This window comes from Oscillospiraceae bacterium NTUH-002-81, from assembly GCA_032620915.1.
Lineage (GTDB): Bacteria > Bacillota > Clostridia > Lachnospirales > Lachnospiraceae > JAGTTR01.
Window position 1 is genome coordinate 989,505 of sequence record CP136052.1, and the last position, 23,410, is coordinate 1,012,914.

Annotated in this window: 22 protein-coding genes; all 22 read left to right on the top strand. The window is 47.7% G+C overall.

Features of this window, described 5'->3' with window-relative positions; translation table 11 throughout:
• Positions 1-16: 16 nt before the first annotated feature.
• The 22 genes from RJD28_04785 to xylB all read left to right on the top strand — a co-directional run bounded on the left by RJD28_04785 (position 17) and on the right by xylB (position 23,383).
• Entirely contained in the window at positions 17-814 is a 798-nt protein-coding gene (locus RJD28_04785; protein ID WNV58833.1) for a GntR family transcriptional regulator, read from the top strand.
• Between the two features lie 272 nt (positions 815-1,086).
• A complete protein-coding gene (locus tag RJD28_04790) occupies positions 1,087-2,136 on the top strand; it encodes a galactitol-1-phosphate 5-dehydrogenase (protein WNV58834.1) in 1,050 nt (349 codons plus the stop codon).
• 9 nt (positions 2,137-2,145) lie between these two features.
• A complete protein-coding gene (pfkB, locus tag RJD28_04795; GenBank protein WNV58835.1) occupies positions 2,146-3,078 on the top strand; it encodes a 1-phosphofructokinase in 933 nt (310 codons plus the stop codon).
• Positions 3,079-3,108: 30 nt separating this feature from the next.
• Positions 3,109-3,960 (top strand): tagatose-bisphosphate aldolase subunit GatY, encoded by an 852-nt coding sequence (gene gatY, locus RJD28_04800; GenBank protein ID WNV59562.1) that lies wholly within the window; start codon positions 3,109-3,111, stop codon positions 3,958-3,960.
• A gap of 407 nt (positions 3,961-4,367) precedes the next feature.
• Positions 4,368-5,417, top strand: a complete 1,050-nt coding sequence (locus RJD28_04805; GenBank protein WNV59563.1) for an alcohol dehydrogenase catalytic domain-containing protein — start codon at positions 4,368-4,370, stop codon at positions 5,415-5,417.
• 203 nt (positions 5,418-5,620) lie between these two features.
• Positions 5,621-6,655, top strand: coding sequence for a zinc-binding dehydrogenase (locus RJD28_04810; GenBank protein ID WNV58836.1), 1,035 nt, complete (start codon positions 5,621-5,623; stop codon positions 6,653-6,655).
• A 45-nt stretch (positions 6,656-6,700) separates the two neighbouring features.
• Positions 6,701-7,477: a glucose 1-dehydrogenase gene (locus tag RJD28_04815; GenBank protein WNV58837.1), complete on the top strand. Its 777-nt coding sequence runs from the start codon at positions 6,701-6,703 to the stop codon at positions 7,475-7,477.
• Between the two features lie 18 nt (positions 7,478-7,495).
• The gene (locus tag RJD28_04820) at positions 7,496-8,347 is read left to right on the top strand and encodes an aldo/keto reductase (protein WNV58838.1); all 852 of its coding nucleotides are present in this window, start codon (positions 7,496-7,498) and stop codon (positions 8,345-8,347) included.
• 11 nt (positions 8,348-8,358) lie between these two features.
• Positions 8,359-8,742, top strand: coding sequence for a VOC family protein (locus RJD28_04825; protein WNV58839.1), 384 nt, complete (start codon positions 8,359-8,361; stop codon positions 8,740-8,742).
• 25 nt (positions 8,743-8,767) lie between these two features.
• Entirely contained in the window at positions 8,768-9,760 is a 993-nt protein-coding gene (locus RJD28_04830; protein ID WNV58840.1) for an SMP-30/gluconolactonase/LRE family protein, read from the top strand.
• Between the two features lie 190 nt (positions 9,761-9,950).
• The gene (locus RJD28_04835) at positions 9,951-11,135 is read left to right on the top strand and encodes a sugar ABC transporter substrate-binding protein (protein WNV58841.1); all 1,185 of its coding nucleotides are present in this window, start codon (positions 9,951-9,953) and stop codon (positions 11,133-11,135) included.
• A 74-nt stretch (positions 11,136-11,209) separates the two neighbouring features.
• Positions 11,210-12,226: an ABC transporter permease gene (locus RJD28_04840; GenBank protein WNV58842.1), complete on the top strand. Its 1,017-nt coding sequence runs from the start codon at positions 11,210-11,212 to the stop codon at positions 12,224-12,226.
• A gap of 15 nt (positions 12,227-12,241) precedes the next feature.
• The gene (locus RJD28_04845) at positions 12,242-13,060 is read left to right on the top strand and encodes an ATP-binding cassette domain-containing protein (GenBank protein WNV58843.1); all 819 of its coding nucleotides are present in this window, start codon (positions 12,242-12,244) and stop codon (positions 13,058-13,060) included.
• Positions 13,044-13,769 (top strand): ATP-binding cassette domain-containing protein, encoded by a 726-nt coding sequence (locus RJD28_04850; protein ID WNV58844.1) that lies wholly within the window; start codon positions 13,044-13,046, stop codon positions 13,767-13,769. Before RJD28_04845 ends, RJD28_04850 begins: the two co-directional genes overlap by 17 nt.
• A 13-nt stretch (positions 13,770-13,782) precedes the next feature.
• Positions 13,783-14,784, top strand: coding sequence for an ABC transporter permease (locus RJD28_04855; GenBank protein ID WNV58845.1), 1,002 nt, complete (start codon positions 13,783-13,785; stop codon positions 14,782-14,784).
• A gap of 364 nt (positions 14,785-15,148) precedes the next feature.
• Positions 15,149-16,306 carry a substrate-binding domain-containing protein gene (locus tag RJD28_04860; protein ID WNV58846.1) on the top strand — a complete coding sequence of 386 codons (1,158 nt, stop codon included), beginning with the start codon at positions 15,149-15,151 and terminating at the stop codon, positions 16,304-16,306.
• A 97-nt stretch (positions 16,307-16,403) separates the two neighbouring features.
• Positions 16,404-17,897 carry a sugar ABC transporter ATP-binding protein gene (locus tag RJD28_04865; GenBank protein ID WNV58847.1) on the top strand — a complete coding sequence of 498 codons (1,494 nt, stop codon included), beginning with the start codon at positions 16,404-16,406 and terminating at the stop codon, positions 17,895-17,897.
• A complete protein-coding gene (locus RJD28_04870; protein ID WNV58848.1) occupies positions 17,897-18,853 on the top strand; it encodes an ABC transporter permease in 957 nt (318 codons plus the stop codon). Before RJD28_04865 ends, RJD28_04870 begins: the two co-directional genes overlap by 1 nt.
• Before the next feature lie 38 nt (positions 18,854-18,891).
• A complete protein-coding gene (locus RJD28_04875; GenBank protein WNV58849.1) occupies positions 18,892-20,010 on the top strand; it encodes a glycerol dehydrogenase in 1,119 nt (372 codons plus the stop codon).
• A gap of 36 nt (positions 20,011-20,046) precedes the next feature.
• Positions 20,047-20,931: a sugar phosphate isomerase/epimerase family protein gene (locus tag RJD28_04880; protein ID WNV58850.1), complete on the top strand. Its 885-nt coding sequence runs from the start codon at positions 20,047-20,049 to the stop codon at positions 20,929-20,931.
• A gap of 157 nt (positions 20,932-21,088) precedes the next feature.
• Positions 21,089-21,853 carry a GntR family transcriptional regulator gene (locus RJD28_04885; GenBank protein WNV58851.1) on the top strand — a complete coding sequence of 255 codons (765 nt, stop codon included), beginning with the start codon at positions 21,089-21,091 and terminating at the stop codon, positions 21,851-21,853.
• A 3-nt stretch (positions 21,854-21,856) separates the two neighbouring features.
• Positions 21,857-23,383 (top strand): xylulokinase, encoded by a 1,527-nt coding sequence (xylB, locus tag RJD28_04890; protein ID WNV58852.1) that lies wholly within the window; start codon positions 21,857-21,859, stop codon positions 23,381-23,383.
• The last annotated feature ends 27 nt before the right edge of the window (positions 23,384-23,410 follow it).

Here is a 23,410-nt window from a genome sequence, read left to right on the forward strand (position 1 = left end):
GAGGCGGAGGGAGGCGATGGAAGTGTTCAGAGAGGATGAATCAAAAACCTTGGATAAAAACATTCCTGTTCCTCTTTATTATCAATTGAAAGAATTGATATCGGATGCAATAAAGGAAAAGCAGTACAGACCCGGGGATGCAATTCCGACGGAAAAGGAGATCGGCCGCTATTATCAGCTGAGCAGAACGACGGTGAGACAGGCAATCGGAGAACTTGTACAGGAAGGCGTACTGTACCGGGTGAAGAGCAAAGGTACTTTTGTCGCAGAGCCCAAGATCCGGCAGGAATATATCCGAAAAATACAGAGCTTTAACGATGAAATGTTACAGAAAGGGATGATGCCGAGTACGGAAGTCCTGGCATTTGAAATTCTGAACGGCGAGGAGATTCCTCCTGAGGCGAAGGAAATTCTCTGCCTTGATAAGACGGATGCGGTCATATTTCTTCATCGGAAAAGAATGGCGGACGGTTATCCGATTGTACATTCCAAAACATTTCTTCCGTATGCACAGTGTGAATGCCTGCGGGAATATGATTTGAGCAGGGAAGGGCTGTACCGTATACTTGACCTGAAGGAGGAAACGAGAATCCAGTATCTTGACCGGACCATTGAAGCGGAGGAAGCGACATCGGAGGATGCGGTATTGCTGGACTTGGCGAGAAAAAAGCCAATTCAGCATATTCGCTCTGTCGGGTATAACTGCCGGGGAATTCCGGTGGAATATACCATATCCAGATACCGGGGAGACAGGAATCAGTTTACGGTAACTACTGTCCGCAAAAACGGTGAATATATCCGCAGAGAAAAATAAATGTGCTGTTGACGAACCCTCTGAATATGTTATAATCCCATCTTTGACAGTTGGAAAGATAAAAAATGGCTACAAACCCAGTAAACATGGGAGCTGTAGCCGTTTTTCTTTTCTAATAACCGATCGAGAAGTAAAATGATGCCGTAATCATTCTTCAGACAGGCGTACAGGCTGACGCAGTCGCTTTCCGGAAGGGTAAAATTCGGAAACATGTTTGCTTTGGAAAAATCCGAATCCGAATAATTTGTTCTTTCCTTTAAAATGTAGGAAGTATGAAAGCTGGAGTTGTACACGCAAGAGAGGATATCCGGTATGAGGAGATTGAAAAACCCAAGGCAAAAGCAGGTCAGGTATTGATCAAGGTAAAGTATACGGGAATCTGTGGATCTGATATTCCGCGGGTGAACGGAAATGCCTGCCATTTCTTTCCGAATGTACTCGGACATGAATTTTCGGGAGTGGTAGAAGAAATTGGAGAAGGTGTAACAAGCCTCAAACCCGGCGACAGAGTAGCCGGTGTTCCGCTGGTGCCCTGTATGAAGTGCGAGGACTGCCAGAAGGGCAACTATTCTCTGTGCAAGCATTATAGCTTTATCGGTTCCAGAGAGTTTGGCAGCTTTGCAGAATATGTGGCAGTGCCGGAAAAAAATGCTGTAAAATTTGATGATAGCGTTTCCTTTGAACAGGGGGCATTTTTTGAACCTGCAACAGTAGCACTGCATGGGCTGTTGAGGGTGCCTTATGAAGGAGGAAAGACAGTAGCCATCCTTGGCGGCGGCACTATTGGTATGTTCACGGCACAGTGGGCAAAGATTTTCGGGGCAAAAGAGGTTGTTATTTTTGATATTGCCAAGGAACGTTTGGACATGGGTATGCGCCTGGGAGCAACGGCAGGCATCAATACGAAGGATGCAGATTTCATGGAGCAGGCAATGGCACTGACCGGTGACAGTGGTTTTGATTATGTATATGAAACTGCAGGCAATACCATCACCATGAAAATGGCATTTGAGCTGGCTGCCAATAAAGCCAATGTATGTTTCATCGGCACCCCTGTGAAAGAGCTGACCTTTACCGTGACCGAGTGGGAGAATATTAATCGCAAGGAGTTCAATCTGACCGGTTCCTGGATGTCCTACAGCGCACCGTTCCCGGGAAAAGAGTGGGATCTGGCAGCGCATTATTTCAAGACCGGAGAACTGAAGTTTGACGATTCCTTTGTTTTCAAAAAAATGCCGCTGAGCCAGATTGCGGATGCTTTTGAGATGTACAAGACCCCCGGTACTGTAAAAGGGAAAATCCTGATCGACAGCGAAAAGTAGGAGAAATATATGATAACGACAGTTACAATGAATGCGGCGCTGGATAAGGCGTATTTTATGGCAGATAAGATTGTAAATGGCACAGTGATGCGGGTGTCCAGAAGTCGCACCACCGCAGGCGGTAAAGGACTGAATGTGGCCCGGATTGTTGCACTGTGCGGGGCAAAAGTACAGGCAACAGGTCTGGTGGGTGGTTACAATGGCCAGCAACTGGAATATCTGCTGGAGAAGGACGGTATTCCTCACAGATTTGGCTATGTGAACGGAGAGACCCGTTGCTGCATTAATATTCTGGATCCGGGATACGGTTCCACGGAATATCTGGAGCCGGGTTTCACTGTCAGCACGGAAGAAGAGAAGCAGTTTATGGATCGACTGCCACAGATCATACAGGACAGTGATGTAGTGACGATTTCCGGCAGTATCCCTCGTGGTATGAGTACGGATGTATATGGAAAAATTATTTCTCTTGCGAAAAGCATGGGGAAGAAAGTTATTCTGGATTCCAGCGGAGATACGTTAAAATCCGGTCTTGCTGCATGCCCGGATATGGTGAAGCCGAACCGGGATGAGATGGAGCAGCTGTTTGGAGAGCAGCTGAAGGATATGGATGCGGTCATTGCCTGCGCGGAGAAGATTCGGGACATGGACGTTCCCTATGTGGTTGTTTCTCTGGGCGGGGACGGGGCACTGCTTGTGTGCCGGGAAGGCTGTTTCCGTGCTGTGATCCCGAAAGTGGAAGTGGTGAACACGGTAGGCTGCGGAGATTCTATGGTAGGGGCCTTTGCGGTTGCACTTGAAAAGAATTATCCGCCGGAAAAAGCTCTGAAATATGCGGCATCTGTTGCTACTGCTAATGCATTATCTCCGAATACCGGAGACTTTGAGCCGAAGATGGCAGGTGTTCTGATGGAACAGATCACTGTTGAGAAGCTGAAATAAAAAAGAATAACAGGAAAGAAGGAGATAATGATGGCACTGGTTACGACAAGAGAACTTTTTGCAGACGCACAGAAAAACAGCTATGCGATTGGCGCATTTAATGTGGAAAATATGGAAATGGTACAGGCTGTGGCGGCAGCGGCGGAGGAACTGAAAGCGCCTGTGATTATGCAGACGACCCCGTCTACGGTAAAATATGCAGATTTACGATATTTTTATGCCAATGTAAAGGCGGCGGCGGAGATGGCATCGGTACCGATCGTCGTGCATTTGGATCATGGCAACAGTTTTGATTTGGCTATGCGTGCTCTTCGGGTGGGCTATACATCCATCATGATTGATGGCTCCCATGAGAGCTTTGCGGATAATGTCGCGGTCAGCAAGGCAGTGGCAGACGCGTGCCATCCATCCGGCGTGCCGGTAGAGGCTGAGCTGGGGAAAGTAGGAGGCAAAGAAGATGATCTGGAAGCAGGAGATGAAAATCCTTACACTGATCCGCAGCAGGCAAAGGAGTTTGTGGAGCGGACAGGTGTTGACTCTCTGGCAGTTGCCATCGGCACCGCCCACGGGGTATACAAGGGAATCCCGAAGGTGGATGTAGATCGCTTAAGCGCTATTCGGGAGGTAGTGTCCATTCCGCTCGTTCTGCATGGTACTTCCGGTGTGCCGGATGATATTGTAAGAGAGTGTGTTCGCCGCGGTATCTGTAAGGTTAACTATGCAACAGACTTAAGAATCGCATTTTCCAGGGGTGTGAAAGCTTATATGCAGGAGGATCCTGATGTGTTTGATCCGAAAAAATACAATGCTAGGGGAAGAGAAGAAGTGAAGCAGTACGTTATGAGCAAGATCCTTGTGTGTGGCAGTGACGGACGGGGCTGACCGGACAGAGATTTGGAGGTATTGGCATAAAACTTATGAAGAGAGTGACTGGACGCGTTCTGGTCACTCTTTTTTGGCTAGTGCCAAAATGGCTTTAGCGTTGTTTTTGAGAATGAAAATCCTCCAATGTACCATGAGAATGGTTCGCCAACCGTATCATTAAACAAAGGAAGATGTCCGGTGGACATAATAGTTTATCACATATAACGAAGTATCCGGATGTAGTGGAATGCGATCTGAGATGAAAGAAAAATAAAAGAAAAACAGAGGCGTTTTATTGACGAATGTCTTGAATATGTTATAATGTAGATATATAGTTACAATACGGATGTGAGAAGGCATGGGGGTATGTCTTCCACAAATATTTCTTTTAGGGGAAAGGAAGTAAAGACAGCATGAAAGGTACAATGAAACAGCAGGTAATGATGAAACCGGCAACCAAGACAGAACCCGCGGAGATCGTATTTAACGATATTCCGATTCCGCAGATCAGCGGCGATCAGGTACTTGTGAAGATTAAGAGAATCGGTGTATGCGGTTCTGATATCCATGTATATTATGGAGAGCATTCCGGAACTGGTTACCCGGTAACTCAGGGACACGAGGTGTCCGGCCAGGTTGCAGAGATCGGCCCTGATGTAAAGAATCTGAAAGTTGGTCAGAAGGTAACCATCGAACCGCAGGTGGTATGCGGCAAATGCTATCCCTGCCGCCATGGAAAATATAATCTCTGTGAGAAGCTGAAGGTAATGGGCTTCCAGACCACTGGTACAGCCAGCGAGTATTTTGCAGTGGAGGAATCCAAGGTTACTGCACTTCCGGATGAGATGGATTACAACGATGGCGCAATGATCGAGCCTCTGGCTGTAACGGTACATGCTGCAAAACATTATGAGCATCTGGAAGGTGCCAATGTGGCAGTGCTGGGCTGCGGCCCCATCGGTATCCTGCTGGCACAGACGTGTAAGGCACTGGGGGCAGCAAAGGTGATGATCACAGACGTATCTGACTACCGTCTGGATCTGGCCAAGAAATGCGGCGTGGATTATGCTATCAATACCAAGAATGTGGACTTTGGCGATGCAATGGTAGAGCATTTCGGCCCGGACAAGGCAGATGTTATTTATGACTGCGCAGGCAACAACATTACCATCGGACAGGCCATCAAGTATGCAAGAAAGGGAAGCAAGCTGGTGCTGGTAGCAGTATTTGCGGGCATGGCTACGGTAGATCTGTTTACACTGAATGACCACGAGCTTGATCTTGACAGCACGATGATGTACCGCCACGAGGATTATGTGGATGCGATCCGTCTTGTCAACGAGGGCAAGATCCAGCTGAAACCTCTGCAGAGCAAACATTTTGCATTTGCTGATTATCTGGATGCTTACAAATATATCGAGGCAAATAAAGAGAAGACCATGAAGGTTCTCATTGATGTAGATCCGGAGGATTAATCGAATATCACGGAGCAGAAACATGTACAGAAGAGGCAGGAGACGGTTCCTGCCTCTTTTTTGATAAAAATATAACAGACTATTGTGCAAATATATGAAAAAATAAAGAATATCGCACGCCTTTCTGTTGACAATGAACATGCTTTGTTGTAACATTACGATATAAGTATGTACATAAAATGCAAGCGGAGGGAGACGAATATATGAAAACTGTACTTGTTGACAAAAATGGAACTGTATCTGTGGCGGAGATTCCGAAGCCGAAATACGGACCGAAGCAGGCACTGACGAAGACCATTGCCAATGGTATCTGCGGAACGGATGTACATCTGATGAAGAGAAAATTCAAAGGTGTGCCGGAAAGCGAGTATCCGATCATGCTCGGACACGAGAATGTGGGCGAAGTGGTTGAAGTCGGCAGTGAGGTAAAAGGCCTGAAGGTAGGAGATAAGGTGCTTCTGCCGTTCCTGGATGCAGACAGAGAGTATCTTGGCGATTATGGTTCTGCATGGGGTGCCTGCAGTGAATACTGTGTGGTGAATGACCCGCTGGCATTCCCGGAAGGAGAAGTTCCGGATCTGGCAAAGGCACAGTGCATCATCCCGGATGATATCGATCCTGTGGACGCCGTGATGCTGGTTACTTTTGGAGAAGTGCTGAGCAATGTACATTATTTTGGCATTGAGAAGGACAAACCGGTTGTGATTTTCGGCTGCGGCCCTGTGGGACTTACCTTCATCAAAATGTGTAAGCTGGTAGGTGCCAACCCGGTTATCGCAGTGGCAAGAAATCCTGAGAAGCAGAAGAATGCACTGGACGGCGGCGCAGACATTGCACTGAACAGCAGCGAAGTAGATGTTACCGCAGAAGTGCGGAAGCTTTTCCCTGGCGGCGTTCCGTATGTCATCGATGCGGTTGGATCTGAGCAGGTTGTCAATGATGCCATGGGGCTGATCTGCGACAGAGGTGAGATCTGCTGCTACGGCGTGCCGACACAGGAAGAAATGCATATTGATTTCTCCAAGGCAGATTATAACTGGGTACTGAATTTCCAGCAGATGCCGAGAAAGGACGAAGAGGCAGTTGCCCATGAAGAGGTGTTCCAGTGGATCCGTGAAGGCAAACTGGATATGAAAGAATTCATTTCTGATTACTTCACCTTTGACGAAGTGGTAGAGGCTTATCAGAAAGCATTCGACAAGAAGATCCAGAAAAAGGGAATCGTTGTATACAAATAAAAAGACAAAAACAATAATGATATAAAATCAAAGGAGGCAGTTATCATGACAGTTTTGGAACAGTTATTTTCCCTGGAGGGAAAGAACATCATCGTAACCGGAGGTGCACAGGGAATCGGTAAGATCGTGGCAACCCGTCTGGCAGAGATCGGTGCGAACCTTGCTCTGTTTGACATGCAGGAGGAGAAGGTGGCTGCGACCGCAAAAGAGATCGCTGAGGCTACTGGCAGAAAGGTATTCTCCTATGGCATGGATGTAACTGATCCGGCACAGGTAAAAGCAACCATCGAGAAAGCAGCAGCCGGTCTTGGCGGATTGGATCATCTGTTCAACAATGCAGGTATCGTTATCCACAAATCTGCTTACGACGTGACACCGGAAGAGTGGGCACATGTCATCAACGTGAACCTGAACGGAGAATATTACATGGCTTCTGAGTTTGCAAGATATCTGAAAGCAAACGGAAGAAAGGGCTCTATCGTCAATACCGCATCCATGTCCGGTCATATTGTAAACCAGCCGCAGAATCAGGCATCCTACAACTCTTCCAAGGCAGCTGTGATCCAGATGACCAAGTCTCTGGCAGTGGAATATTGCCATGACAATATCCGTGTAAACTGCATCAGCCCCGGATACATGAAGACAGAGCTGTGCGTATTTGTGAACCAGGAGTGGCAGGATCGCTGGATGGATTTGACTCCTTACGGCAGATATGGCGTGCCGGAAGAACTGTGCGGTGCTGTTATCTACCTGATGAGTGATTCTGCTTCCTTCACTTCCGGATGCGATCTGGTCGTAGACGGATGCTTTACCTGCGTATAAATACAGGAAAGGAAAAGTATGGATAAATTAACGGATTGTTATCGGCTTTCTAACGGCGTTGAGATTCCCTGTATCGGTTTCGGTACGTGGCAGACACCTGACGGGACAGTTGCGGAAGAGGCGGTAAAAGCAGCGATCGCAGCGGGATACCGTCATATTGATACGGCGGCTGTGTACGGAAATGAGGTTGGTGTCGGCCGGGGAATCAAGGCGTCCGGCATTGATCGGAAAGATTTGTTTGTGACGAGTAAGGTCTGGTGTACGGAACGGGGATATGAGAAGACACTGGCTGCCTGTGAGAAGACCTTACAGGATCTGCAGCTGGATTATCTGGATCTTTATCTGATCCACTGGCCGGCAAGTTACAATCACTTTGACAATTGGGAAGAGATCAATGTGGACACGTGGAAAGCCATGATGGAACTTTATCGGAACGGGAAAGTACGCGCGATCGGCATATCCAATTTTATGCCGCACCACATGGAAGCCCTGCTGGATGCGGAGGTGAAGCCGATGGTAAATCAGCTTCGGTACCATCCGGGCATGACTTTCTGGGATGAGACGATAGAATTGTGCAGAAAACACGATATTCTGATCGAAGCATACAGTCCGCTGGGAACCGGCACACTGCTGGATGATCCGGTGATCGCAGAGATTGCGGGGCGATACGGGAAATCACCGGCGCAGCTTTGCATTCGCTGGTGCATGCAGAAGGGTACACTGCCGCTTCCGAAGTCTGTGACACCATCCAGAATTGCAGCTAATGCGGATGTGTTTGATTTTGAGATTTCCGATGTGGATATGCAGACGATGGATCATATCAAGAATATGAAGAAACCGTTTGATCATCCGGATGAGGTTCCTTTTTAGAGGGGGAAAATATGAGCGAAATCACAATTACCGGTCTGCAGCATATCGGTCTGCCGACCAATGATATGAAGGCAACAGTTGCGTTTTACGAAAAACTGGGATTTACGGTTGCGTACCGTACCATGAATAACGGAGAAGAGGTTGTTTTCCTGAAACATGGCAGCCTTTGTATCGAGAGTTATGAGAATGGCCAGGCAAAGAAGATTAACGGCGCCATTGATCATATCGCCATGGATGTGGAAGATGTGGAAAAGGCCTGGGAAGAAGTAAAAGCACTGGGTATCACACCGATTGAGACAGAGATCCAGGAACTGCCTTTCTGGGAAAACGGTGTCCGTTATTTCAACATATACGGCCCGAACCGGGAAAAAATTGAATTCAGCCAGATGTTATAAGTGTTTTGGAAAATGGGGGGATCAAATGCAGACATCAAAACTGTTTACACTGTTACCCGAAGAATGTTGCTGTACACCGGACGGAATGGCGATTGACCGGGAAGGCAATCTGATTCTGTCCTGTCCAAATTTTGCGGACATGTCGATGCCAAGCTGTGTGCTGAAGATTGATAAGGACAAAAATATCCGTAAGTGGTTTGATGTACCGCTGAATCCACATACAAAAAATGCGCGGAGCATGGGCATTGAATTCGGACCGGACGGAGACCTGTACATGGTGGATAACCCGGGATGGACGGAAGATCCCGGCCTGGTATTTACCGGGAGAATTTTAAGACTGCGCCTGAATGACGAAGGCGTGGTGAAGTGTACCGTTGTTGCAGACAACATGGAGCATCCAAACGGCATCCGTATATGGGGAGATTATATGTATGTGACCCAGAGTTATCTGCGCAGGGAGAAGACGGAATCAGGAAATCTGATGAGCTGTGTATACCGCTTTCCGCTGGATGCGGAGAATATCCACTGCACGAACACGCTGGATGACAAGGAAATCTTCCTGACATTTATCACGGAGAATCCCAAATGTCAGTATGGGGTGGACGGCATCATATTCGACCATGAGGGCAATCTTTACGTGGGTAATTTCGGAGATGGCGCTGTACACAAGATCACGTTCAATGAAGATGGTTCCGTGAAAGAAAATAAGATCTGGGCGAAGGATCCGGAGAATCTGAAAAGCACGGATGGTATGACCATTGACCAATATGGCAATATTTATGTGGCGGATTTTTCTGCCAACGCCATTGCCCGGATCACACCGGACGGAACAGTGAAACGGATGGCGGTGAGCCCGGACTGCGATGGATTCAACGGAGAACTGGATGAACCGGGAGAACCCATCGTATACGGCGATAAGATCATCGTATCCTGCTTCGATCTTGTGACGGATGAAGAGAAAGTAAATACAGCCCATGAGATGCCCGCGACCATGGCAATGCTGGATGTGGAACCGTAACGAACGAAATTAATTACATGAAAGGCCTGCGTTGTGCAAAAAGTACAGTACAGGCCTTTTATATACACTTTGAATAGCAATAATTACAATATATGTCAAGAAATGTTAAGAGAGCTGTTGACAAAATGTATAAATTTGTTATAATGTAACTACAAAGCTTTTACAAAGTGAATAAAAAGGGGGACGTTTTATGAAAATGAAAAAGCTGTTGTCGCTGCTGACGGTGTCAGCACTGGTCGTTGGACTGATGGGATGTGCAAGTTCCGATACGAGCACAAGCTCTGAACCGGCGGACACCAAGGAGGAGGCCGCAGAGTCCACAGATGACACGGAAGAGGCAAAGGATACTGCAGGTGCAGTAGATTACAAGAACTTTACCATCGACCCGTCTCAGATTCCGCAGGAGAAGCTGGATACCACGGTTTATCTTGCAGTATCCGTACGTGGACTGGAGAATCCTTACATCGCTACCATCAACGAAGGTATGAAGATGTTTGCAGCATATCTGGATTCCATCGGACAGAAGTACGAGACCCAGGTTCTGGATTCTCAGGGTGATTCCGTTGTCGAGGTTGACAACATGCGTCAGTTTGCTGCAAAGGCAAACGGTAATGCCATCGCATACGCTGATCCGAATGAGGACTCTATCGCATACTCTCTGGCAGAGGCAATGGCAGAGTCCGGCGGATATCTGGGAACTGCATGGAACAAGCCGGCAGATGTAAGTCCGGAAGATCTTACCCCGAACTGGGTAATCCATACCGCTCCGGATAACGTAAACAATGGTTATCAGATTGCCAAGGCTCTGTTCGAACAGATGGGCGGCTCCGGCAAGATCTTTGCGATCCAGGGACTGCTCGGAAATACTTCCAACACAGACCGTTATGCAGGACTGCAGAAGGCTCTGGAAGAGTATCCGGACATCGAAGTTGTTTATGATGACACTGCAAACTGGAACACCGACGAAGCTCTGGCTCTTGTTGAGACATGGCTGACCACCTGCCCGGATGTTGCAGGTATCTGGTGTGCAAATGACAGCATGGGAACCGGTGCTCTGCAGGCTCTTGATGCAGCAGGCCTCAAGGGCAAGGTTGGTGTTGTAGGCGTTGACGCAAACACAGACTTCGTTCAGGCAGTTGCTGACGGATATGCAACCGCTACCGTTTCTTCCAATGGATATTTACAGGGCGGTTATACACTCGCTATCTGCTATGCGGCATGGGCTGGTCTCATTGACGTAGCAGAACTTCCGGCAGAGTATCGTGAATTCGCTACTCCGGTACAGATCATCGATAGCGCAGATGCTGCAAAAGAATATCTGTCCTCCACACCGGAATTTGATTTCAGCAAAATCTTTGATTGCAAAGCTGATTAAATAAGTAACCAATTCATGCAGGGGACGGATCAGTGATCCGTCCCCTCTATTTCTTAAAATTCGGGGTGATGCTCATGAAAACTCATAATTCTTCGATTACGATACAGGAAGAATTTGTACAGAAAATTCAGGACGACAACCGTAAGGAAAAGCTGATGCAGCTGGCACCGCTCCTGGTGTTGGTCGGATTGATCGTTGTGTTTACCTGCATCTGCGGAACCGCATTTGTCAGCCCTGGCAACTTTATCAATCTGATGAACCAGCTGGCACTGCCTTTGGTGGTCGCTCTGGGCCTGACCTTTGTTATTATGCTTGGAAGCATTGACCTGTCTATTGATGGAACCGTAGGTATGGCAGGATCTGTTTTTGCCTGCCTGGTCATGAATACACAGAATGATAATGATTTTGGATTTGCCGGAGTGATCCTTGCGATCCTTCTGAGCACGTTATGCGGTATGCTCATTGGCCTGTGCCATGTATATCTGAGAATTCCGTCCTTTATGGCTTCCTTTGCTTTTATGTATATCTGCAGAGGTATCGGAATGATTTCTTACCAGGGCCATCCGCCGACAATTACGGATGAGTTTTTTGCAGGTCTGTCGAAAGTGAAGACCTTTGGCATCCCGGCGGTGACATGGGTTGCGCTGGTGATGTTTGTGATTTGTTATGTGATTCAGGAATATACTCCTTTTGGACGCCACATTTATGCGGTCGGAACCAATGAAGCGATACCGAAGGCAGTTGGCGTCAGCGTACAGAAGGTTAAAATTAAAGTCTTTACCCTTGCAGGTTTTCTGTTTGGCGTGGCAGGCGTTCTCGGTGCCATCCGTATGGGACAGGGACAGGTTGCCATTGGCGCAGGAAAGATGTTCCCGGCACAGGCGGCCGTTGTTGTGGGTGGCACGGCACTGAGCGGCGGTAAAGGCGGTGTCAGAAATACCTTTGTCGGTGTTTTGATCATGACTGTTCTGGAAAATGGTCTGACAATGGTTGGTGTGAATCCAAATATCCGGACCGGTATTCAGGGTGTGATTATTCTGATTTCAGTTATCCTTACGGCGGCTCGCGGCGCCAAGGTTATCAGCAAGTAAAGGGGGCGTCTGGGAATGGAAGAAAAAGATTATCTGTTTTACGCGAAAGATATTACCAAGTCCTTTGCCGGAACAAAAGCGCTCAAAGGTGTTGACCTTGCGGTAAAGCCGGGCGAGATCGTCGGACTGGTAGGTGAGAACGGCGCGGGAAAATCGACCCTGCTGAAGATCATCATCGGTGCACAGCCGCAGACATCCGGCACGATGACACTGGGCGGCAGCAATTATGAGCCGAAGAATCCCATGGATGCCAATAAAGCCGGGATCGGCATGGTATTCCAGGAGCAGTCTCTGATCGTGAATCTGAATGTGTCTCAGAATATTTTCTTCGGACATGAACATGAATTCAGAACCGGTGGATTTGTCAACTGGAAGAAAATGAATGCAGCGGCATCGGAAGTGCTGGCGGCCGTGGATATCACAGATATCAATCCGGCCAAGAAAGTCAGTGAACTGAATTTTGCGACCCGCCAGATGGTAGAGATCGCCAAGGTTATGAACGTAACCAAGCAGTCCGGTGCAGAACACTGCCTGATCTTGCTGGATGAGCCTACCTCTGTGTTGAACCAGAGTGAGGTTGAGAATCTGTTTGTGCAGATGAGAAAGATCACGGCACAGGGGCATTCCATTATTTTTGTATCTCATCATCTGGATGAGATCCTGGAGATCACAGACAGAATCTATGTTTATAAAGACGGAACGAGTGTGGGAAGCCTGGATACGAAGGATGCAACAGAGGATATCCTGTATGAAATGATGGTAGGAAAAGAGACTTCTTCCGAGTACTATCACAGAGACCGGATGACGAGGCCTTCGGATGAAGTACTCCCTTGAAGTGAAAAATCTGGGTTCTTATGGCGTATTTAAAAATGTCAGCTTCCAGCTCCATGCGGGGGAAGTACTGGGTCTGGCCGGCGTTGTCGGTTCCGGCGTGGAAGAGATCTGCGAGGTGATCTGCGGAGATGAGAAACCGACTTCCGGCGAGATGTATGTGCGCGGACAGAAGGTAAACTTCAGTTGTCCGAGCAAAGCCATGAAGAAGGGGATTCTGATGATCCCGAAAGAAAGACTGTATGAAGGAATCGTCGGTATCATGTCTATTGAAGATAACATTGCACTGTCCAACGGCGACAAGATCGCCAATGGTCTGTACATTTCTGCAAAAAAAGTAGAAGAACAGGCAACGAACTGGATCGAAAAGCTGCGGATCAAGGCCAATGGGCCCAAGGAATCTCTGATGCAGCTGTCCGGCGGAAACCAGCAGAAGGTCGTATTTGCCAGAGCACTGGCCAGTGAATGCGACATCCTGATCCTGAATCATCCGACCCGTGGCGTGGATGTGGGCGCGAAAGCGGAGATTTATGCGCTGATCCGTGATATCACAGAACAGGGGAAAGCAGTCATTCTCCTGGGAGATACGACGGATGAATACCTGGGTCTTTCTTCCAGACTGATTGTCATGAAAGATGGTATTGTGACTGGTGAATTTGACGCGATTGATGAAATGCCGTCTCAGGTTGAAGTTGTCAGCTACATGATGTAAGGAGGGGTGATTCATGAGTGAAGAAAAGAAGAAAAAACCGTTAAAAGAACGGATTGGAGAAAATATCGTACAGTTCTTCAGCTTTTCCGCGATCATTGTGCTGGTTGTTTTCCTGTCCATATCTCAGAAGACATTTTTAAGCCCGATGAACCTGAGCAATCTGTTTCGTGATACTTCGACACTGATTGTTCTGGCATCCGGAATGTTTATGGTACTGCTGTTTGGCTCCATTGATCTGTCCATGGGAGCTGCGTGCTCGGTGTCTAACGTTCTGTATGTAAAGTTCCTTCTTACCTATGGACCGAAATTTATTCCGGCTGCAGCGGGGGTTATCGGATTGCTTATCTCCCTGATGTTTGGCGTGGTCGCAGGCGGACTGCTCGGATTTATCCATGTAAAATTAAAAGTGCCGTCCTTTATCGCATCCCTGGGATTCATGTCTGTATGGCAGTCAACGGCGCTGCTCATTACAGAGAATCCGGAATCCATTCCGAAAGCCATGTGGGGAGCGGTGAACTGGTATAAGATTTCCTTTGGTGTATTTGGACTGCCAATTATTCTTGCACTGCTGATTGTTGCGGTGATCTTCTTCTTTACCAATTATACAACGGTAGGAAGAGCGATCTTTGCCATCGGCGGCAATGAGCGGACGGCCAGGGTGGCAGGTCTGCACGTGGACAAGATCAAAATCATTGTATTTATCATCAACGGTATGCTGGCAGCACTGGCAGGCGTGTTCCTGGCAGGCAGCGTGCGGTCCAGTTCTCCGACCATAGGCGATGCATATACGCTGAAGATTGTTGCATCCTGCGCCTTGGGCGGTGTTTCCCTGGCAGGTGGTAAAGGAAGTGTTCTTGGCGCATTGCTCGGTGTGTTTACCATTACACTGATTCAGAATGGTATGACTTTCCTTGGCGTAGATGCTTATTCCCAGAACATTGTTCTCGGCGTGTTTGTGCTGGCAGCCATCGCCATGACGGCTGACCGGAGAAGAAAAGATCTGATCATCAAATAACATATAACGGATAAAACATAGGAAGAAGATACCGCAGGGGGATAAAGCTCTCTGCGGTATCTTTTTAACAATCTTTTTCTGCTTAACACCTGAAATATCTTGCCTGTATATGTAAAATGCCTGCTTTTGACGGAAAACAACAAAAATACCATGTTTAAAACTTAACAATATTATATTTTATTATATTTTTAGATGGGAAATAAAAAGATGATCAAGGACTGTTGTTATTGTGCACAATAAAGTTGTGAAAAAAAATAACTTTTAAATAAAAAGTTGACAAAATGACAAAGATATACTAATATCATAATGTAACTACATTACGAACAATGGTGTGTAGCATCCATTGAAAAAAAGGAGGATAACTATGAAAAGAAAAGTAATTGGGGTAGTTCTCAGCGTAGCTATGGTAGCTTCCATGCTGGCTGGATGCGGAAGCAGTGATTCTTCTTCCACCACATCGACAGATGCGGCTACAGAAGAGAAGACAGACGACACAGCAGATGCGGCTGCAGAGGAGAGCGGAGACAAGAAGTTCAAGATCGGTGTTGCAATGAAAACACAGGACGGACCGTACTTCGTAGCTCTGGCAAACGGACTGGTTGAGCAGTGCGTAGAGCAGGGGCTGGTTGACAAGGCTGAGGACGTGGTTGTTCTGAATGCGAACATGGATGTAACAAAGCAGACAGAGAACTTTGAGACATTCGTTACACAGGATTACGACATGATCTTCTGTGACTGTATCGATCCGGATAACGTAATCGCAGATGAGAAGAACGCAATGGATGCCGGCATTCCGGTTATCAACGTTGACTCCGGCGTAAACGAGAGCCACTGTGTAACAACCGTTTATTCCGATAACAAACAGAATGGACGTGCATGCGGATTATCCTACGCTGAGTTCATGGGTGACAAAGAGATCTACAGCATCATGCTTTCCGGTGAGAAGGGCAATGTTGCTGGTAATGAGAGAAGACAGGGCCTGATCTGTGGTATCCTTGAGAAGAGACTTGGTATCTCAGAGGAAGAGGCTTGGAAGATGACTGAAGAGGCTGACGCTACTCTGCTGAGCACAGGTTCTTATACAAACGAAGATGCAAAGTTCACCATCGCCGGACAGGGCTGGGGCAACTGGACTGTCAACGATATCCTGAACGATGCAAACGACCTGGTTGTCAAGACAAAAGACAAGCTGAACACCATGTTCGGTGAGAACGACCAGATGCTGTTCGGCGGCATGCAGGCAGCAAGCGATGCAGGCCTGACCGGTATCTACTATGTAGCAGCAGCTGACGGCGCAAAAGAAGCTTACGATTACATCAAGGGCGACAAGACAACTGAGTCCGGCGAGTACTACTGCACAGGTGAGAACTCTCCTGTACAGGTTGCAATCAAGGCAGTTGGTATTGCAAAAGAGATTCTCGTAGATGGCAAAGATATGAACAGCTATGATGAGGTAACTCTGACAGATGCAGTTTGCGTTACAAAGGACAACGTAGACGAGCGTTACGAGTACGGTTTCTAAATCCCGGGCGGATTAAAAAAGGCAATCCTCCTCAATTAAGAGGGGGATTGCTCTTTATAAGAAGGAATTACAGACAGATGGGAAGGATGGTGAGCACATGGCTCAGCAATACAGGCTGGAAATGAAAGGTATCACAAAGCATTTCGGCGGTGTTAAGGCGCTGACAGATGTTTCTCTCAGTGTTGAACCGGGAGAAATCCATGCGCTGATAGGAGAGAATGGTGCCGGTAAATCTACATTGATGAAAATCTTATCCGGAGCATATCAGAGAGATAAGGGACAGATCTTCATCGATGGACAGGAAGTGAAAATCACAAATCCAAAAGAGTCCAAAGATTTGGGAATCGCAATTATTTATCAGGAGTTTATGCTCGCACCGGATCTTACGGTGGCAGAGAATATCTATATTGACAAGCTGAGCGGCGGCAAAGGCCTGATCGACTGGAAGAAGCTTCGGGAAGATGCAAAAGCACAGCTGGAGAAACTGGGATTCGGGGACATTGACCCGAGAGCAAAATGTGGTTCTTTGAGTGTGGCATATCAGCAGGTGGTAGAGATCTGCAAATGTCTGACACGAAATGCAAAGGTTCTTGTATTCGATGAACCTACCGCAGTGCTGACTTTCTCCGAAATTCAGAAGTTATTTGAAGTAATCAAAAAACTCAGAGATGAAGGCGTAAGTATTATTTATATCTCACATCGACTGGAGGAGATCTTTGAGTTAAGCAAACATATTACAATATTAAAAGATGGAACGTATGTGGATACGGTAGATACAGCATCCTTTGACAAACAACGTCTTGTCAACCTGATGGTAGGCCGTGAGATGACAGAGATGTATCCGCCGCGCAATGCGAAGATCGGCGATGTTGTATTAAAGGTAGAGGATTTACACGCAGGGAAACTGGTAGACGGTGTCAGCTTTGATGTGAAAGCCGGAGAGGTTCTTGGCTTTAACGGACTGGTCGGTGCCGGACGTACAGAAACCATGCGGGCGATTTTCGGAGCAGATAAGAAAGAATCCGGAAAAGTATATTATTTTGGAAAAGAAGTTAATTGGAAGACACCGGGCCAGGCGATCAAAGAAGGATTTGGCCTGCTTCCTGAAGATAGAAAGAAACAGGGATTACTGCTGAATCAGAGTATCCGGGTAAATACCACACTTGCGTGTCTGAAAAAGGTGACCAACCATGGCGTCATCCAGCATGCGAAGGAAAAAGAGTACGTCAAAGAACTGCTGAAGAGTATTCAGACAAAATACGGAAGTACAGAAGACGATGCAAGCAGCCTTTCCGGTGGTAACCAGCAGAAGATCGCGCTGGCAAAATGGATCGCAGCTGACTGCAAATGCGTTGTCTTTGACGAACCGACCCGAGGCGTAGATGTCGGTGCGAAGACAGAGATTTATAAGATCATCAATAATCTGGCAGAAAACGGCGTTGCAGTTATCATGATTTCCTCTGAGATGCCGGAGATCATCGGCATGTGTGACCGGGTAGTTATCATGAGAAATGGTAAGGTGACCGGTGAACTGCAGAAAGAGGAACTCACGGAGAATATGATGATTAAATATGCGATGGGGGTACAGTGATGAATACGAAAAAATTCGATTTGAAAAAATTTCTTTTGAACAATAATACATATGTGATCTTTCTTGTATTGTTTATTATCTGTGCAGTGCTTTCCAGCACATTCCTGGATATTGCCAACCTGACCAATATCCTGCTGCAGCAGTCCGGCCCGATTCTGGTGGCACTTGGTATGCTGTTTGTAGTCCTGACCGGCGGTATTGACCTGTCTGTCGGTGCGGTAACCGCCCTTTCTTCCTGTGTGGCTTACGTGCTCATGAGAGACTATCAGGTAAACTTCGTTCTTGCATTCCTTGCAGCACTTGTGATGGGACTGCTCATCGGTCTGCTGAACGGCCTGCTCGTTGCCTATGGCGGCATGCAGGGATTCGTTACCACACTGGCAACACTTTCCATCGGTAACGGTTTTGCCCTGATCGTATCCAACGGTGCTCCTGTCAGATGTTCTGATGTGGCAGCAGTATCCGCAATGGCCAGCAAGAAATATGGCTACCCGATCATCATCGGATGCGCCATCATCATCGTGATCATGGCATTCATCCAGAACTACACTTCCTACGGAAGAATCGTCATTGCCTGCGGTTCCAACAAGACAGCCGTTCAGCTGGCAGGTATTGATGTAAAGAAATATGTATGCTCCTGTTATCTGGTATCCGGTTTCCTTTCTGCTGTCGCAGGAATGTTCATGGCATCTAGAACCCAGACGGCAGCGTCCACACTGGGAAGCGGCGGTGAGCTGAATGCGATTGCTGCCTGCGTTATCGGCGGTGCCAGCCTGGCAGGTGGTAAAGGTAACGTGATTAAAGCGGTGATTGGTGCTTTTACAATTGCACTGATCAACAATATCATGAACCTGAAGGGGGTACCGGCATACCCGCAGGAGATCGTAAAAGGTCTGATCATCATTGCAGCAGTATTACTGCAGATTAATACAAATAAAGCTGAGGCAACTGTTTAATTGTATCATGAATTGTAACAAGGGGAGGTTTACAAATTATGGGTGCATCAAGAACAATGTCTTTCGGGGCTCCTGGACGCTATATCCAGGGGCCCGGGGAGATTAACCGGGTTTCTGTTCATACAAAAAAATACGGAAGCAGCGTGTTTGCTGTGATCGATCCGTATTTCTTTGCTTCTATGAATGATCTTCTGAAAACGCAGTACGAGGCTGACGGACAGTTGTTCCAGGCTGCACAGTTCGAAAATGAGGTGACAGTGGAACGGATCCATGCACATGCGGAGGCAGCGAAAGCGTGCGGCGCCAATGTGATCATGGGAATTGGCGGCGGCAAATCCATTGATACGGCCAAAGGCGTAGCGAATGAGTTACAGCTGCCGGTTGTGATCATTCCAACCAGTGCTTCTACCGATGCGCCGACCAGCGCACTGTCTGTTATCTACAAAGAAAATCACGAACATTCTCATGCAATCAATTATATCAAGAGTCCGGATATGGTGCTGATCGACAGCACGATCATTGCCAATGCACCGGTACGGTTCCTTGTGTCCGGTATGGGAGATGCCATGGCAACATGGTTTGAAGCGCAGGCGAATGCGGCTTCCAACAGCGGCAATTATATCTGTCAGGAAGCAGGCTGTTTCCGGAGAACGAGAACGGCTATGAAGATTGCCCAGTTCTGCTATGAGACGATCCTTGATTTTGGCGAGGCTGCCAAGATCGCCAATGAGAACCATGTGGTGACGGACGCTCTGGAGGCTGTTATTGAGGCCAATACGCTGATGAGCGGACTGGGCTTTGAGAATACGGCCTGCGCCTGCGCACATGCGGTGGGGGACGGCATCACGGCAACACCCAACGGCGCTGCAACACTCCATGGTGAAAAGGTGGCTTTCGGTACGCTGTGCCAGCTGGTGGCAGAGAATGCATCGTGGGAGACCATCAAAGAATATGTGGAATTCTGTAAGAAGGTGGGGCTGCCGACAACACTGGCGGATCTGCAGGTGGAGCTGACAGAAGAAAACCTGCAGTTGATCGCGGATAACGTATCGCAGCCGGAACTGGTGAGAGAACCGTTTGAGATTTCCTCTGACATGCTCAAAGAGATCGTGAAGGCGGCCGATGCCATCGGACATCATATCACAGACGGTATGTGAGACAAAAACTGGATGTAAAACAGAAGGGGGCAGGAAATGAAATACGGAATTTACTTTGCATACTGGGAGAAAACCTGGGGATGTGATCAGAAAAAATATATTGAGAAAGTCCGTGATCTGGGCTTTGATATTCTGGAGATATCCTGTGCGGCACTGAAAAATATGTCCAGAGAAGAGATGCAGGCATTTCGCGATGAAGCAAAAGCACAGGGCGTGATGCTGACCGCAGGATATGGGCCTGCAGCGGAGGAGAATCTGGCGTCTGCAGATCCGAAGGTATCAGAGCATGCGGTTGCTTTTTATACAGACCTTCTGAAAAAACTGGAATTTATGGATATTCATACCATTGGCGGTGGCATCTATTCCTACTGGCCAGTGGATTATTCCAAACCTATCGACAAAGAAGGCGACTGGGCAAGAAGTGTGGCCAACGTAAAGAAGGTCGGAAAAATTGCCGGAGAGTGCGGCGTGGATTATTGTCTGGAAGTGCTGAACCGGTTTGAGGGATATATCCTGAATACTTCTGAGGAAGCGGTTCGCTTTGTAAAAGAGGTGGACGTGCCTGCGGTAAAGGTCATGCTGGATACCTTCCATATGAATATCGAGGAAGACAGTATGATCGATGCCATCCTGACTGCCGGTGATCTTCTGGGACACTTCCATGTGGGCGAGAATAACCGCAGAGTGCCGGGAAAGGGCAATTTCCCCTGGCCGGAGATCGGCAAGGCACTGCACCGGATCGGCTATGATAAGAATGTTGTCATGGAGCCTTTTGTCATCGGCGGCGGAGAAGTAGGAAGTGATATCAAGATCTGGCGGGATCTGAGCCATGGTGCTTCACAGGAACGGCTGGATGAAGATGCAAGGAATTCTGTGGCTTATCTTCGGAATGTTTTTGCAGGGCCGAACAACGAGTGGTAATACTTACCCTACAGTGGAGAAAATTTTTCAATCTGCGTGAATGTCATGACATTACCAAAAGAGGTAATTGACAGCCATTTATACAAAGCATACACTGAATAGCGTCAGAGCACCATCAGTGTATGCTTTGCAGATTGTAAAAAATAAGGAGAAGACTATGCTTAACGAGACAAAAACCATTGATAAAAACACTCCTGTTCCGCTTTATTACCAGTTAAAAGAGCTGATCCTGGAAGCGATCAATGAAAATAAATATACCGCCGGTGATGTGATCCCGACAGAAAAAGAGATCAGCAGTTACTATCAGATCAGCAGAACGACGGTCCGGCAGGCCATTGGCGAGCTGGTGCAGGAAGGAATTCTTTATCGGGTAAAGAGTAAGGGAACCTTCGTTGCCAAACCGAAAATTAAGCAGGAATATATCAGCAAGATCCAGAGCTTTAACGATGAGATCCTGCATCGGGGCATGACACCCAGTACAGAGGTATTGCAGTTTCGGGTACTGGAAGGAGAGGAGATCCCGGCGGAAGTGATAGAGGCATTTCAGCTGTCTGCGGAGGAAAAGGTAATCTTTCTGCACAGAAAGAGAATGGCAGACGGCAGGCCGATCGTACATTCCAAGACCTTTCTTCCGTATGCGCTGTGCAGTAAAGTATTTCAGTATGATCTGAATAAAGAACGGCTGTACAGTATCCTGGATATGAGTGACGAGACACGAATTCACCATCTGGATCGTACCATTGAAGCGGTAGAGGCGGGAACGGAGGATGCCAAGCTGCTGGAAATGGAGAAGAAAAAGCCGATCCAGTATATCCGTTCTGTGGGATATAATTCGTTTGGAAAAGTAATTGAGTATACCATGTCCCGTTATCGCGGGGACAGAAACCAGTTTACAGTAACAGTATTTCATGAGGTGAATTAAGAGATGACAAGATATATTTTAGCACATGATTTGGGAACATCAGGAAATAAGGCGACCCTTTTTTCGGAAAACGGAGAGTTGATCAAAAGTGTAACGGTATCTTATCCGGCACATTATTTTAATGACACATGGGTGGAGCAGGATGCAGATGACTGGTGGAATGCGGTATGCCAGTCCAGCAAACAGCTGATCGCAGAGGCAGGCATCGCGCCGGAAGCCATTGGTGCCATCAGCTTCAGTGGCCAGATGATGGGCTGCCTGTGCGTGGATAAGAACGGCAAGCCTTTGCGTCCGTCGATCATCTGGGCAGATCAGCGTGCGCAGAAACAGGTGGCACAGATTGAGGAACATATTGATCAGCAGAGCTTTTATCACATTGTAGGACATAGAAATACAGCTTCCTATGGGGTGCAGAAGCTCATGTGGATCCGTGACAATGAACCGGAAATCTATGAACAGACGTATAAAGCACTCAATGCAAAGGATTATATCACCTTCAAACTGACAGGAAAATTCTATACGGAATATTCTGATGCCAACTCTTTTGCATGCTTTGACATCAACAAACTGAAATGGTCAGAGGAACTGATCGAATATACCGGTATCGATCCGGATAAACTGCCGGAAGTAAAGGAATCCACCTTTGTGGCAGGCGGTGTGACCAAAGAAGCAGCAGAACTGACCGGACTGGCAGAGGGAACGCCGGTAGTGCTTGGTGCCGGAGACGGCGTGGCTGCAAACGTAGGATGCGGCTCCATCACACCCGGTAAGACATACTGCTGTATGGGAACGTCCGCATGGATCACGACGACCGCAGAGGTGCCGATCTTCGATGAGCAGATGAGAACGGTAACCTGGGCGCATGCGGTTCCGGGGCTGTATGCACCGAACGGAACGATGCAGTATGCCGGCGGAAGCTATAACTGGCTGAAGAATACCATCTGTCATGCAGAGAGTGCGATGGCAAAAGAAAAAGGCGGTTCTCCTTACGATTACATCAACAAAGAAGTGGAAGGTTCTCCCATGGGCGCCAACGGCGTGATCTTCCTTCCCTATCTGCTCGGTGAGCGTGCGCCCAGATGGAATGCACAGGCAAAGGGAACATGGCTGGGCATCAAGCCGGAGACGACCCGCGGCGACATCCTGCGAAGTGTACTGGAAGGCGTGACCATGAACCTGGATATCTGCCTGAACATCCTGCGGACGAAGATGGATATTTCTGAGATCATCTGCGTGGGCGGCGGTGCCAAAGGTGAGGTATGGCGTCAGATCATGGCGGATATTTATCAGGCAAAGATCCTGGTGCCGACCACATTGGAAGAGGGAAGCTCCATGGGTGCAGCTGTCATCGGCGGCGTAGGAAGCGGTATCTTCAAAGATTTCTCCGCAGTTGACCGTTTCCTGAAGATCGATTCCGTACAGGAACCCAATCCGGCAGCAGTGGAAGCCTATGTACCGGTGAAGAAAGCCTTTGACCTGTATTATAATGCATTGGCAGATGCGTATAAAATGACTGCCAGTGAGAAATAGGTTTTGTTAATATTTTATGGATTAATG

Bases quoted from the DNA above. Each gene is read 5' to 3' on its own strand.
- RJD28_04865 (WNV58847.1), top strand. From the start codon at position 16,404: ATGGCTCAGCAATACAGGCTGGAAATGAAAGGTATCACAAAGCATTTC.
- RJD28_04785 (WNV58833.1), top strand. From the start codon at position 17: ATGGAAGTGTTCAGAGAGGATGAATCAAAAACCTTGGATAAAAACATT.
- RJD28_04840 (WNV58842.1), top strand. From the start codon at position 11,210: ATGAAAACTCATAATTCTTCGATTACGATACAGGAAGAATTTGTACAG.
- RJD28_04885 (WNV58851.1), top strand. From the start codon at position 21,089: ATGCTTAACGAGACAAAAACCATTGATAAAAACACTCCTGTTCCGCTT.
- RJD28_04860 (WNV58846.1), top strand. From the start codon at position 15,149: ATGAAAAGAAAAGTAATTGGGGTAGTTCTCAGCGTAGCTATGGTAGCT.
- RJD28_04810 (WNV58836.1), top strand. From the start codon at position 5,621: ATGAAAACTGTACTTGTTGACAAAAATGGAACTGTATCTGTGGCGGAG.
- gatY (WNV59562.1), top strand. From the start codon at position 3,109: ATGGCACTGGTTACGACAAGAGAACTTTTTGCAGACGCACAGAAAAAC.
- RJD28_04870 (WNV58848.1), top strand. From the start codon at position 17,897: ATGAATACGAAAAAATTCGATTTGAAAAAATTTCTTTTGAACAATAAT.
- RJD28_04825 (WNV58839.1), top strand. From the start codon at position 8,359: ATGAGCGAAATCACAATTACCGGTCTGCAGCATATCGGTCTGCCGACC.
- RJD28_04830 (WNV58840.1), top strand. From the start codon at position 8,768: ATGCAGACATCAAAACTGTTTACACTGTTACCCGAAGAATGTTGCTGT.
- RJD28_04805 (WNV59563.1), top strand. From the start codon at position 4,368: ATGAAACAGCAGGTAATGATGAAACCGGCAACCAAGACAGAACCCGCG.
- RJD28_04850 (WNV58844.1), top strand. From the start codon at position 13,044: ATGAAGTACTCCCTTGAAGTGAAAAATCTGGGTTCTTATGGCGTATTT.
- RJD28_04875 (WNV58849.1), top strand. From the start codon at position 18,892: ATGGGTGCATCAAGAACAATGTCTTTCGGGGCTCCTGGACGCTATATC.
- xylB (WNV58852.1), top strand. From the start codon at position 21,857: ATGACAAGATATATTTTAGCACATGATTTGGGAACATCAGGAAATAAG.
- RJD28_04880 (WNV58850.1), top strand. From the start codon at position 20,047: ATGAAATACGGAATTTACTTTGCATACTGGGAGAAAACCTGGGGATGT.
- RJD28_04815 (WNV58837.1), top strand. From the start codon at position 6,701: ATGACAGTTTTGGAACAGTTATTTTCCCTGGAGGGAAAGAACATCATC.
- RJD28_04845 (WNV58843.1), top strand. From the start codon at position 12,242: ATGGAAGAAAAAGATTATCTGTTTTACGCGAAAGATATTACCAAGTCC.
- pfkB (WNV58835.1), top strand. From the start codon at position 2,146: ATGATAACGACAGTTACAATGAATGCGGCGCTGGATAAGGCGTATTTT.
- RJD28_04790 (WNV58834.1), top strand. From the start codon at position 1,087: ATGAAAGCTGGAGTTGTACACGCAAGAGAGGATATCCGGTATGAGGAG.
- RJD28_04855 (WNV58845.1), top strand. From the start codon at position 13,783: ATGAGTGAAGAAAAGAAGAAAAAACCGTTAAAAGAACGGATTGGAGAA.
- RJD28_04820 (WNV58838.1), top strand. From the start codon at position 7,496: ATGGATAAATTAACGGATTGTTATCGGCTTTCTAACGGCGTTGAGATT.
- RJD28_04835 (WNV58841.1), top strand. From the start codon at position 9,951: ATGAAAATGAAAAAGCTGTTGTCGCTGCTGACGGTGTCAGCACTGGTC.